The organism is Mesosutterella faecium, from assembly GCF_022809315.2.
Classification (GTDB): Bacteria; Pseudomonadota; Gammaproteobacteria; order Burkholderiales; family Burkholderiaceae_F; genus Mesosutterella; species Mesosutterella faecium.
In genome coordinates this window covers 897,986-910,370 of the sequence record NZ_JAKZJU020000001.1, presented here as the reverse complement: position 1 = coordinate 910,370, position 12,385 = coordinate 897,986, and the positions used below count along the sequence as shown (strand labels likewise).

The 12,385-nt window shown below is 59.9% G+C and carries 12 protein-coding genes and 3 tRNA genes; all 15 read right to left on the bottom strand.

Annotated features, from left to right (window positions below; translation table 11 throughout):
- Positions 1–57 precede the first annotated feature (57 nt).
- A tRNA-His gene (locus tag MUN46_RS04260) sits at positions 58–133 on the bottom strand.
- Between the two features lie 12 nt (positions 134–145).
- A tRNA-Arg gene (locus MUN46_RS04255) sits at positions 146–222 on the bottom strand.
- Positions 223–250: 28 nt separating this feature from the next.
- Positions 251–327, bottom strand: a tRNA-Pro gene (locus tag MUN46_RS04250).
- Positions 328–367: 40 nt separating this feature from the next.
- Positions 368–1,660 (bottom strand): phosphate regulon sensor histidine kinase PhoR, encoded by a 1,293-nt coding sequence (gene phoR / locus MUN46_RS04245; protein WP_243376776.1) that lies wholly within the window; start codon positions 1,658–1,660, stop codon positions 368–370.
- A 51-nt stretch (positions 1,661–1,711) separates the two neighbouring features.
- Positions 1,712–2,410 carry a response regulator gene (locus MUN46_RS04240; RefSeq protein ID WP_243376777.1) on the bottom strand — a complete coding sequence of 233 codons (699 nt, stop codon included), beginning with the start codon at positions 2,408–2,410 and terminating at the stop codon, positions 1,712–1,714.
- A 4-nt stretch (positions 2,411–2,414) separates the two neighbouring features.
- Positions 2,415–3,758: a phosphoglucosamine mutase gene (gene glmM / locus MUN46_RS04235; protein WP_243376778.1), complete on the bottom strand. Its 1,344-nt coding sequence runs from the start codon at positions 3,756–3,758 to the stop codon at positions 2,415–2,417.
- Positions 3,759–3,769: 11 nt separating this feature from the next.
- Complete coding sequence (gene folP / locus MUN46_RS04230) at positions 3,770–4,624, bottom strand: dihydropteroate synthase (protein WP_243376779.1); 855 nt, start codon at positions 4,622–4,624, stop codon at positions 3,770–3,772.
- A 198-nt stretch (positions 4,625–4,822) separates the two neighbouring features.
- A complete protein-coding gene (ftsH, locus tag MUN46_RS04225) occupies positions 4,823–6,802 on the bottom strand; it encodes an ATP-dependent zinc metalloprotease FtsH (RefSeq protein WP_281069868.1) in 1,980 nt (659 codons plus the stop codon).
- 174 nt (positions 6,803–6,976) lie between these two features.
- Positions 6,977–7,621 carry an RlmE family RNA methyltransferase gene (locus tag MUN46_RS04220; RefSeq protein WP_237979689.1) on the bottom strand — a complete coding sequence of 215 codons (645 nt, stop codon included), beginning with the start codon at positions 7,619–7,621 and terminating at the stop codon, positions 6,977–6,979.
- A gap of 20 nt (positions 7,622–7,641) precedes the next feature.
- Positions 7,642–8,100, bottom strand: coding sequence for a YhbY family RNA-binding protein (locus MUN46_RS04215; protein ID WP_243376781.1), 459 nt, complete (start codon positions 8,098–8,100; stop codon positions 7,642–7,644).
- Between the two features lie 24 nt (positions 8,101–8,124).
- Positions 8,125–8,601, bottom strand: coding sequence for a transcription elongation factor GreA (gene greA / locus MUN46_RS04210; protein WP_243376782.1), 477 nt, complete (start codon positions 8,599–8,601; stop codon positions 8,125–8,127).
- Positions 8,602–8,842: 241 nt separating this feature from the next.
- Positions 8,843–9,451 carry a D-sedoheptulose 7-phosphate isomerase gene (gmhA, locus tag MUN46_RS04205; protein WP_243376783.1) on the bottom strand — a complete coding sequence of 203 codons (609 nt, stop codon included), beginning with the start codon at positions 9,449–9,451 and terminating at the stop codon, positions 8,843–8,845.
- A gap of 81 nt (positions 9,452–9,532) precedes the next feature.
- Entirely contained in the window at positions 9,533–10,354 is an 822-nt protein-coding gene (locus tag MUN46_RS04200; protein WP_237979706.1) for an ABC transporter permease, read from the bottom strand.
- Positions 10,355–10,357: 3 nt separating this feature from the next.
- Positions 10,358–11,182, bottom strand: a complete 825-nt coding sequence (locus tag MUN46_RS04195; RefSeq protein WP_243376784.1) for an ABC transporter ATP-binding protein — start codon at positions 11,180–11,182, stop codon at positions 10,358–10,360.
- 66 nt (positions 11,183–11,248) lie between these two features.
- Positions 11,249–12,286, bottom strand: coding sequence for an ABC transporter substrate-binding protein (locus tag MUN46_RS04190; protein ID WP_243376785.1), 1,038 nt, complete (start codon positions 12,284–12,286; stop codon positions 11,249–11,251).
- Positions 12,287–12,385 lie beyond the last annotated feature (99 nt).

Genomic DNA, 12,385 nt, shown 5'->3' with positions numbered 1-12,385 from the left:
CTGTCTCAGCAACGAAAAAAGTCCGCTCGGGTTGAACCGACACGGACTTTTAAAATATGGGGTGGGAGGTCGGACTCGAACCGACGACAACCGGAATCACAATCCGGGACTCTACCAACTGAGCTACACCCACCATAAAATTTGCTGGTCCGCCCGGCAGGATTCGAACCAGCGACCCTCTGCTTAGAAGGCAGATGCTCTATCCAGCTGAGCTACGGGCGGATCGATCGCAACCAGCAGACCTTCGGTCTGGTCGGGGTGAAGAGATTCGAACTCCCGACATCCTGCTCCCAAAGCAGGCGCGCTACCAGACTGCGCCACACCCCGAGAGAATTGAATTATACATAAAACCAACCGAAAATCAACTTTAAGAAACTTTTCTGTCCTCCGGAAAGACCATGGAGAAAACAGATCCCTTCCCCGGCGTGGACTTGATTTCCAGGCGCCCCCCGTGCCTGATCATGATGTGCTTCACAATCGCCAGCCCGAGCCCCGTGCCGCCGGTGTCCCTCGAGCGGCTCTTGTCGACCCGATAGAACCTCTCGGTAATCCTCGGTATGTCCTTCGGGTCGATGCCTATGCCGTCATCGGACACTGAAAGAACAAGCCCTCTGCCCGCCCCGGCATCCTTCCAGTCCACATGAATGTGCCCGTTGTGCGGCGTGTAGCGAACCGCGTTGGACACCAGGTTGGCCAGGGCGCTGCGAACCTCCGCCTCATTGCCCTTCAGCCGGCAGGGCTGCGCGCTCCAAGTGATCTCATGGTGCCCGCCTGACACAGCCCGGCCTTCTTCCACGGCCTGCCTGAGCAGGCTGTCCATATCAATCTCGTCATCCGCGGGCTCCTCAATGCCCTGCTCGAGCCGTGAGAGCGTGAGAAGATCCGACACCAGGTTGCTCATCCTGTGAGCCTGATCCTGCATAAGGGCAAAATGCTCCCGGTCCATGCAGACTTTTCCGTCCGCCGCACCGGCCCCGGCAAGCTCCAGGAACCCATTGATCACAGTGAGCGGCGTCCGCAGTTCATGGCTCACATTTGCGACGAAGTCCTTCCTCACCGAGTCGAGCCGCTCCCGCTCCGTGACGTCATGGGACAAAAGCACAATGTTTTTCCTTCCCAGAACTGTCACACGGATCTCGAGCGATACCGCACGGTCGGCAAATGTCAGCATGAGGGCCTTGGAAAAATCCCCCTTCTCCAGATAAGAAGCGAGCGGGGTGTCCTTGAAAATATCAAGAGCTGAACGCCCGTGGTCGGTTTCAGGGTCGATCCCAAGCTGCTTTTCCGCAGCCTCATTGCACCAGTCCAGAAGCCATCCCGTCTTAATCAGCACCACTCCGTCGGGAAGCGTCGAAAGCGTCCGGCGGTAGCGTGTTTCGCGGGATTTCATTTTTTTCGTGTTTTTCTCAAACTGGATCCTGTTCTGGCGGAGGCGGTCCAGAACTCTGTACCAGCTGTTGTACTGGCTCACCTCGGGGATTTCGGCCAGCGAGGGTTTTTCCAGCCAGCGCGTGATCCAATCTATGCGGCGGAAATCGATGAAAAGAAAAAGCAGTGCGCAGGCCAGGGCCGCGGCCAGACCGTAAATGAGATCGAAGCTCAGGGCGAACACGAGTCCGGTCAGGAAAATCGCGGATACGATGCCGAGAAAGATAAGCATCTCCGACAGAGTCTCTCTCACATTCATAGCCGCAGCTCTTCCTTTGGCCGGTCAGTGCGGATTCACGACTCGATAGCCCAGGCCTCTCACGGTTTCCACCATGCTGCAGGCCGAGGTTTTTGCGAGCTGCTTGCGAAGCCTCAGGATATGGACGTCCACCGTTCTCTCATCAATTTCGTCGGCCGAATCCCAGATCAGCGAAAGCAACTGCCCGCGGCTGAAAACGCGGCCGGGGTGGGAAGCCATGAGAAAGAGGATTTTGAACTCAATTACGCCCAGCCGGATCTGCGTGCCGTCCACCAGGGCTTCGAACCTTTCCTCATTCATTGCGAGCGGGCCGATCGAGACCTCCTTGCCGGCGGACTTCCCGCCCTCAGAGGAGGAACGGCGGCGCAGTACCGCCCGGATCCTAGCCACAAGCTCCCTGGGGGAAAAAGGCTTGACGACGTAATCGTCGGCGCCGGCCTCAAGGCCGCTCACGCGGTCGGACTCGCTGCCGCGCGCCGTCAGCAGAATGACCGGCACATTGGAATAGTTCTCTGAAGAACGAAGCCTCACAAGCCATTCGAGGCCGGAGCAGCCCGGCAGCATCCAGTCCAGGATGATGAGGTCGGGCACGGAGCTCCTCAGCTGCTGGTCCGCCTCTTCCGCACTGCCGGTCTGAACGGCGCTGAAGCCGGCTGTCTTGCACGAGAACGCAACCAGCTCGCTGATCGCGCGTTCATCTTCAACTATGAGAATTTTTTCCATTTGCTTAATTTTTCCGCTGCCTGAGCGTCGAGGCAATTTCCTCGGCCAGCTTCCTCGCCTCAGCTTCCTCCGGAGCCTCGACCATGATCCGCAGCACCGGTTCCGTGCCCGAGGGGCGGATCAGGACGCGCCCCCTGCCCTCCAAAAGGCTGTCCACCTTCGCCTTTGCCTCGAGCAGCGGCTTTTGCTGCATCCAGTCAAATCCTGGCTCGAGCCTGCAGTTGATGAGAACCTGAGGGAGCATATGCAGATCCGCTGTCAGCTCAGCCAGGCTCTGGCCGGTCCTGCGCATGGCAGAGAGGACCTGCATGGCCGTGACTATGCCGTCGCCCGTGGTCTGCCGGTCGAGGCACAGCACATGCCCGGAGCTCTCTCCGCCGTACAGCCAGCCTTTTTCCAAAAGCTTTTCCACAACGTAGCGATCCCCAACCTTGGTGCGCTCGAAAGGAATGGAGAGCTCGCGCAACCTTTTCTCCAGCCCGTAGTTGGACATCAGGGTTCCCGCCACGCCCTTCACCGGGTGCTTGCGCAGCCGGTCGCAGACGATGATGTAAAGCAGCTGGTCGCCGTTGTAGACCCTGCCCTCGGCGTCCGCCATGATCAGACGGTCCGCATCGCCGTCAAACGAAAGCCCCACATCGCAGCCGGCCTTGCGCACCCGGTCCGACAAAGTCTCCGTATGCGTGGCTCCGCAGTTGAGGTTGATGTTGAGGCCGTTCGGTTGGTTGTTTTCAACCGTCACGATGGCGCCGAGCTCGTGGAACACCGCGGGGGCGACCTTGTATGCCGCTCCATTGGCCGTATCGAGGTAGAGCTTCATGCCTTTGAAGTGCACTTTCCCCGAGATTGTCGATTTGCAGAACTCGATGTAGCGCCCCTGGGCGTCGTCCAGCCTCACGGCCTTGCCCAGCCGGTCGCTGTCGATGCTCTGCATGCCCCGGTCAAGCTCAGACTCGATCTCCTGCTCGATCTCATCGGGCAGCTTCAGCCCCTCGGCGGAGAAGAATTTGATGCCGTTGTCCGTATAGGGGTTGTGCGAGGCGCTGATGACAACTCCTGCCGTGAGCCGCAGGGCCTGCGTCAGATAAGCCACTGCCGGGGTGGGAATGGGGCCGCAGAGCACGATGTCGACTCCGGCGCTTGAAAAGCCTGCCTGCAGGCAGGCTTCCAGCATATAGCCAGAGATACGGGTGTCTTTTCCGATCAGCACCGTCGGATGGGCGTCCTTGCTGTGCCGCGCGAGAACCAGGCCGGCTGCATGGCCAAGACGGACCACGAAGTCCGGAACAATGGGAAACGATCCCACTCTCCCTCTTACACCATCCGTACCGAAATAACGACGGGCCATAATCCAGCTTCCTATTGTTTGTTGTCAGACGAAGAACGAACGGCCTGCAGCACCCTGATCGCCTGGAGGGTTTCCGCAACATCATGCACGCGCACCAGATGCGCCCCCCGCTCGATCGCGATCAAAGCTCCTGCAACCGAAGCGGCCACCCTCCGGGCAGGCACATCGACTCCCGTGACGGCTCCCAGACTGCTTTTACGCGACAGGGCCATCAAAAAGGGCTGTCCCTCTTTCACGAAGCGAGACGTTGCTGCCAGTATTTCAAAATTCTGCTGCACCGTCTTGCCAAAACCGAATCCAGGATCCCAGCAGATGCGCGCCGGGTCAACCCCCTTGGATTCTAAAAGCGTTTGCCGGGCTTTCAAATACCCGATGATGGATTCTATGAGCGAACCCTCGCCGGCCTGGCGCCGGTCCTCCTCGGCCGCCTTCCAGCCGTGCATGATGATCAGCCCCGCATCTGTCGAAGCCGCCGCATCCAGCGCTCCAGGCTCCGTAAAGGCCATCACGTCGTTCAGGATGCAGGCTCCGGCCTTCACGCTCGCGAGCATCACCGAGGCACGGCTCGTATCCACGGAAACCGCGCAGCCCTGCCCCGCCAGCGCCTCCACCACGGGAATCACCCGGTCGAGCTCCTCCTGCTCTGACACAGGCACGGCGTTGGGACGCGTGGACTCGCCTCCGACGTCGACGATATCCGCGCCCTGCGCCACCATCATGCGGCCCCAGGCGACAGCGCTCCGGAAAGAGTTGTGCTCACCGCCGTCCGAGAACGAATCGGGCGTGACGTTGAGTATTCCCATCACCAGAGGCCGGTCCAGGGAGAAATTCCGGCCTCCGCACTGCCAGTGACGAACAATAGGCATAAGAGTGCTCCTTGCTGCAAAAACGATTTTCTTCCACCAGGCCGCAGCTCCGGGAACTGCGGATGCCGGCCCAAACCTCCCGGCTCTCGCTTAAAGGAAAAGGCCCGGCGCCGGTTTTAAACCGGCCGCTCAGGCCTTCTTGCGGTCTGCCAGTACGGGGGGCAGATCACGCCGGTTTTTCAACACCGCCGGCAGGCCTCAGCGGCCCTCGCCCCCGTTCTGGCTCTCACTGCGGTCCGGGGAGTCGGACGGGCGGGAGGCCGGAGCCTCCGGCTTAGCCGCCTCCGCTCCGCCATCCGTGGCGGCCGGAGCGCTGTGGGCCGCCCTTTCCGCGTCCACCCTGGGCTGCTCGCCGGATTCCACCTTGTGAGGAGGACGAACCGTACGTCCGGCCATAATGTCATCGATCTGGTCGCTGTCGATGGTCTCCCACTCCAGAAGGGCGGCGGCCATGGCCTCCATCTTGTCGCGGTTGCTCTCGATGATCTTCCGGGCGAGCGCATACTGCTGGTCCAGAATGCGGCGGATCTCATTGTCGACCCGCTGCATGGTCGCCTCAGAAATATGCTGGGTCTTGGTGACGGAGCGGCCAAGGAAAACTTCGCCCTCCTTTTCGGCGTACACCATTGGCCCCAGATCGGGGCTCATGCCATAGCGCGTCACCATGTCGCGGGCAAGAGACGTCGCTCGTTCGAAGTCGTTGGAAGCGCCCGTGGTGGCGTGATGCATGAACACTTCCTCAGCAATGCGCCCGCCGAACAGGATGGCGATCTGCGTGAGGATGTACTTGTCGTCATAGGAGTAGCGGTCCTCGGTGGGCAGCTGCATGGTCAGGCCCAGCGCGCGGCCGCGGGGAATAATGGTGACCTTGTGAACCGGATCCGCGTTGGGCAGGCTGCGGGCGACCACGGCATGGCCGGATTCATGGTACGCCGTGTTGCGCCTTTCTTCCTCGGTCATCACCATGCCCCGGCGCTCCGCCCCCATCATGATCTTGTCTTTGGCGTTTTCAAAGTCAACCATTTCGACAAGACGTGCATTTCTCCGTGCGGCGAAAAGCGCCGCTTCGTTGACGAGGTTCGCCAGATCCGCGCCGGAGAAGCCGGGAGTCCCGCGGGCGATGATGTCTTCGCGGACATCCTGACCGATCGGCACCTTGCGCATATGGACCCTCAGGATCTGCTCCCTGCCGCGGATGTCCGGCAGCGGAACGACCACCTGCCGGTCAAAGCGCCCCGGACGCAGCAGCGCCGGATCCAGAATGTCGGGGCGGTTGGTGGCCGCGATGACGATGACGTTGGTGCCCGTTTCAAAGCCGTCCATCTCAACCAGCATCTGGTTCAGGGTCTGCTCCCGCTCATCGTTCCCGCCGCCGAGCCCCGCGCCTCTCTGGCGGCCCACGGCATCGATTTCATCGATGAAGATGATGCAGGGGGCGTTCTTCTTGGCGTTTTCAAACATATCGCGGACACGGGCCGCACCGACGCCCACGAACATTTCCACGAAATCCGAGCCTGAAATGGTGAAGAAAGGAACGCCCGCCTCGCCGGCTATCGCCTTCGCAAGCAGCGTCTTGCCGGTTCCCGGAGAACCCACGAGAAGGATGCCGCGCGGGATATGGCCGCCAAGCTTCTGGTATTTCGAGGGATCGCGCAGAAAATCCACCACCTCACGCACTTCTTCCTTGGCCTCGTCGCAGCCGGCCACATCGGAGAAGCGCACCGTGTTGTTGGAGCCGTCGAGCATACGGGCCTTGCTCTTTCCGAAGGAGAACGCGCCGCCTTTGCCGCCCCCCTGCATCTGGCGCATAAAGAAGATCCACACGCCGATGAGCAGAAGCATGGGGAACCATGACACAAAGATCGTCGTCCAGACGGAGGGCTCCTCCTCGGCCTTGCCGTAGACCGCCACGCCCGCCTTGCGAAGATCCTCCACCATCCACAGATCGTTCGGAGAAGTGATCTGGTATTCGGCCCCGGAGTTGGGCTTCACAAAAATCTTGTGGCCCTGAATGTCGACCCGCTTTATCTTCCCAGCCTTGGCGTCATCCATGAACTGGGTGTAGCTCGTCGTGTCGACAGCTGCCGTGGTACGGTTGTCGAACTGTTTGAACACCGTAAATAAAACGACGGCAACGAGGACCCAGATCGCTACGCGTCCAAGCAATTTATTATCCAAAGCCAAACTCCATGCATAAAAAGCTTTGCCGGTGCAGGCATACCTTGCCAGGCTCAACAGACAGAACCGGCTATTTACTGGCTGTCGAGTTATAAGCCTAATGGAAAAAGCGGCTGATGGGGAGACCGCCAAACTGCCTTTAACCCTAGCACTTCCGACGCGCGGGCAGGGCTGCTACTTCAATCCCCTGGCGACAATGTACTGCTCGGGGGACGAATCCCGGCTTGCTTCGGGCTTCAGGGCGTGAACCTTCACAAAAGAGCGCTTCACGGCCTCCACGAACTGGGAATAGCCGGAGCCCTGAAAGGCCTTCGTGATGAAAAAGCCGTTTTTCTTGAGGTGTTCCAGAGCAAAATCCAGGGCGAGCTCGCACAGCAGCATTGAGCGGGCCGCATCGCTCGCCGCTATGCCTGAAAGGTTGGGCGCCATGTCGGACATCACGACATCGACCCGGTCATCGCCGACGATCCGGGCGAGCTCGTCACACACCGACTGCTCCCGGAAATCCCCCTGCAGAAACGCCACGCCGTCTATCGGGTCCATGGGAAGAATATCCATGGCGACGATGCGCCCCGAGAGCTTCCCATCCCGACCGGTCAGCAGCTTTCTGGCGACCTGAGACCAGCTGCCGGGAGCAGCGCCGAGGTCCACAACGGTCAGACCCGGCCGGAAAATGTGTTCCTTTTCGTTGATCTGTATAAGTTTGTAGGCAGAGCGAGCGCGATAGCCCTCTTTCTGCGAGAGCTTGACCCAGCGGTCTGTCAGGTGCCGCTCAAGCCATGCCCTGTTTGAGCGAAGTTTTTTGGTGGCTACCGGCATTGAGACTCCTTCGAAGCAGTTTACTGCTTTGCCCCCATCGCCTTTTTCACAAGCCTCCCGCGCTTCGGATGAGCCCTGCGGACAGGCTTTTTAGCCTGCGCCAGGCGCTTCTTGTCCGTCTTCAGGATCTTTCCGCCCCGGCTTCTCGGCTTGCGCGCCTCCCGATCCGGGCGCTGTTCGTTCTTCTCTTCGTTCTTCTGCTCGGCAATGGGGCGCCAGACGGTCACCGTTTTGCCGATCGCCTGAATGAGCGCAGCGTTCAGCTGGTCAAGTATCCGGGCGATGATCTCCGAGCGTGCCTCGCGGTCGTCGCCGGGAATGCGAATCTTGACAAGGCCGCGGGCATTCATTGCCTTGTCTATCTCCTTGAGCACCGCCTCCGTGAGGCCGTTCTGCCCAAGCAGGACCACGGGGGCCAGGTCGTGGCTCTGAGCCCTCAGCTTCAAGCGTTCGTCTCGATCAATAATGAGTTCAGTCATAGCAGGCCCTCGCGGCGGCATCAGTCAGATATAGCGGACAGACAGGATTTCGTAGTCAATATCGCCGCGGGGCGCATGCACCACCACTTCATCGCCTTCAGACTTGCCGATGAGCGCCCGGGCGATCGGGCTGGAAACGGAAACCTTGTTGTGCTCGATGTCTGTTTCGTCAACACCGACGACCTGATAGGTCACTTCCTTGTCCGTTTCGACATCGACCAGCGTCACGGTGGCGCCGAAGACAACCTTCGAGCCGGCGTTGAGAGTCTTCGGATCAATGACCTGAAGGGCAGGAATCCGCCCTTCCAGCAGCGCTATCCGGCCCTCGATGAAGCTCTGCTTCTCACGGGCCGCGTCATACTCCGCGTTTTCAGAAAGATCGCCTTTCGAACGGGCCTCCTCAATAGCGGCCACAACCTCCGGGCGATCCACCCGGCGCAGATGGTCGAGTTCAGCCTTCAGCTTCTCAGCCCCGGCCACGGTTATCGGAATTCGTTCCATTGTCGTTCAATCCTTTCCAAGCGTAAAAAACTCTCCTTCCTGCAAGGCGGCAGGCAGGGGAATTAAAAAATTAAAGAGGAAAAACCTTCGGCCGGCTCCGCGCGGAAATCCATCCGCCCCGCCAGTTAAAGGCGGAACGCGTCTCCGCGTCTGCCGAAAGTCGTCATTTCACCAGTACATGCTATTTTGCACGTAATTTCCCCGCATTGCAAAGACTCAAACTGCTTCCTTGCGGCCGGGCTCACCCGGCGTCGGAATAATTCTGCGGATCCCTGAGCCGCTCCGTGATCTCAATCAGGATATGGATGACCTTGATGTGCAGCTCCTGGACACGGTCGGCGTATCTTCCGGCAGGAGTCACTATGGCGATGTCAGAGGCCTGGGCGAGCGGGGAATTCTCCCTGCCCGTCAGGCCGATAACCTTCATGCCCTTTGCCCTGGCCGCCTGCGCCGCCAGAAGAATGTTGCGGCTCGTGCCGCTCGTGCTGATGGCGAGCAGGACGTCGCCCGGCCGGCCGAGGCCCTCGACATACCTTGCGAACACCTGTTCGTAGCCGTAGTCATTGCCCACGCAGGACATGTGAGAGGCGTCCCCCATGGAGACTGCAGCGTAGGGCCTCCGGTCATTGCGATACCGGCCGGTCATCTCTTCCGCAAAGTGCATGGCGTCGCAAAGGCTTCCGCCGTTGCCGCAGCTCATCACCTTGCCGCCCTTGTCCATGGACTCCGCGAGAAGGCGGCCGGCGCTGGCTATGGCCGCCAGCATCTCCGGGCGGCTGCGCAGGGCCTCCAGCGCGCTCGCCGCGTCGCTGAGATCCCTGGCCACGACTTCTGTCAGATCTTCTTTCACTTGTTGCGCCTCATGCGTGTAAAAGCTGGTGAAGGGATTATAAGGAAGCCCCCGGCGGGCCGCCCGGGGACTTTCCTGCGCTCATATCCTTTCGGTTCTTGCCGCCGAAGCCTTGGGCTGCCAGCGCATCAGGCGGGATTCGGCCAGCCCGACGAACCAGTCGAGAATAACGGCAAACAGCGTGAGCACAAGGATTCCGGCCATGACGGTATTAATGTCGAAAACCCCCTCGGCCTGAAGAATCAGATAGCCAACGCCGCGGGCCGACCCCAGATACTCGCCGATCACGGCACCCACGAAAGCCATGCCCACCGAAGAGTGCAACGAGGAGAACACCCAGCTCATGGCCGACGGGAGGTACACCGCCGTCAGCAGCTGCGTGCGGCTTGCGCCCAGCATCCGGACCGAGTTGAGGACGTTCACGTTGACCTCCCGGACGCCCTGGAACACGTTGAAGAACACGATGAAAAACACGATGGTGACGCCGAGGGCGACCTTCGAGGCTGGCCCGAGGCCGAACCACACTGCAAAAATAGGCGCCAGAATCACACGCGGGCAGGAATTGAGGCCCTTGATGAAGGGATCCGCAATGGCAGCGGCCCGGGGGGAAAGGCCCAGCCACAGCCCCACGAGAAGGCCGGAAACCGTGCCGATGCCGAAGGCGAGCACCGTTTCCCAAAGAGTGACGGCGAGATGCTCGTAAATGTCGCGGTCAACGACGAACCAATTCCAGATTCTCTGGAAGATAACGACCGGTTCGCCAAAGAAAAACGCCGCCTGCGTGTCACTGTCGAAAAAGAAGGGGGGGATGAGACCCGGTTTGGTCATCGCCCACCAGAACACAAAGACGGCAGCGAGCAGAACGAGCTGCCAAAAATGAAGAATCCACTTGTTTTTAAACATGACCTACTTTCCCTGCCGACGCTGGCTCTGCCGCTCGTAACCCTTGAGAACCTCCTCGCGGAGCACGCTCCAGATCGCTCTGTGAAGCGCAACAAAGCGCGGATCCGCGCGCACTTCCGTCACGTCTCTGGGCCGGGGAAGGTCAATGACAAACTCGCCTATCGGATGAGATCCCGGGCCGGCTGACATGACGATCACCCGGTCGCTCATGGAGATGGCCTCATCCAGGTCATGGGTGATGAACAAAACGGCCTTTTTCTTGGCCGACCAGAGATCAAGCAGCAGATTCTCCATGAGCTGCCTGGTCTGGATGTCAAGCGCGGAAAAGCTTTCGTCCATCAGAATGATGTCGGGGTCCATGATGAGCGTCTGGGCCATGGAGACCCTCTTGCGCATGCCGCCGGAAAGATGGTGCGGGTAGCGGTCTTCAAAACCGGCCAGCCCCACCTTCCTCAGCCACTGCTTGCCGCTTTTTTCGGCTTCACTTTTGGGCACGCCCTTGAATTCGAGGCCCGCAATGACATTGTCGAGGGCGTTTCGCCAGGGCATCAGGTTTTCCGCCTGAAACATATAGCCGGCCCTTCTGTTGAGCCCGATCAGCGGCTCGCCGAAAATGCGGATGGTGCCGTGCGAGGGCTGGAGCAGCCCGGCCGTCATGTTGAGAATTGTGGATTTGCCGCAGCCCGTGGGCCCCACGATGCTTACAAATTCACCCTCGGCGATATTCAGTGTGACATCCTTGACCGCCGTATAGTGCTCTTCGTTTTTTCCGTCTTCGGAAACATACGTGCAGGCCAAGTCTTTAATTTCGATGGCAGGAGTTTTCATTTTGCATTCAGGCAGCGGCGGCTGCCCGGGCTGAACGTCCCGGGGCCGCCGCCTGATTGTTCCTTATCAGCGATAGCGCTTGTTGGCGGCTTCCGCAAAGCGGTTGGTGAATGTCGCCGAAAGGTCAATCCTCGCGTTGGCGATCTGCGGATTCACAGTGGCAAGGGCCCGCTTGGCGGTCTCAGGAGCCTGGGCCGGAATCAGACCGTCCTTCGACAGGGCCGGCCTGTTGGCGAGGAACGACTGGATGTAGAGCTTGCGGTTGCCGAGCTGGTAGCTCTGAGGAACGACTTTAAGCACATCCTCCGGCTTTGCCTTCGCAATCCATTTGTCGGCGCGGACGATGGCGTTGGCAATGGCCTGAACCGTGTTGGGGTTCTTTTTAATGAACGCTTCAGGGGCATACAGGCAGCCCGCCACCATCGGTCCGCCGTAGAGCTTGTCGCTCACATTGACCTTCCGGGTATCCACGGCGATGGTGATTTCCTTGTGCTCCATCAGCATGGAGATCACGGGGTCGAGCTGCACGAAGGCGTCCACCTGGCCGGAACGAATGGCGGCTATCGCTCCCGAGGAAGTGCCGATCCCGATGAAGGAAACCTGGGAGGGCTTGATGCCGGCGAAATGCAGGCAGAAATTCGCCATGATCTGCGAGGAGGAGCCCGGCGCGGTCACGCCGATTTTCTTGCCCTTCAGATCGGCAAGGCTCTTGTAGTGCTTCATCGTGTGGTTGTTGATGGCGAGGACGCACTGGGGAGCGCGCCCCTGAAGCACAAAGGCCTGCATCCTCTGGCCGCGGGTCTGCATCACCACGGTATGTTCAAAAGCACCCGAGCAGATGTCGGCCGATCCGCCGACGACAGCCTGCAGGGACTTCGAGCCGCCCTGGAAATCGATGATCTCGACGTTCAGGCCCTCGTCCTTGAAGTAGCCGAGGCCTGCCGCGACTGAAAGCGGGAGGTAGTAAATCAGCTGGCGGCCGCCTACGGCAATCTTGACGCTTTTTTTCTCAAGGGAGGCGGCGCCTGCCGTTCCAAAGGGGAAGGCGGACAAGGCCGTCGCTGCGGAAACGGCGGTAAGGAACTCACGGCGGGAAATGCTCATTTCATTCTCCAAAGTGCTGGCTGCTGAACCATCAATAATAAAAAAGCGGATACACAACTCGCTGACGCGATCCGTGTATCCGCTGCTTGAAACTGTTTC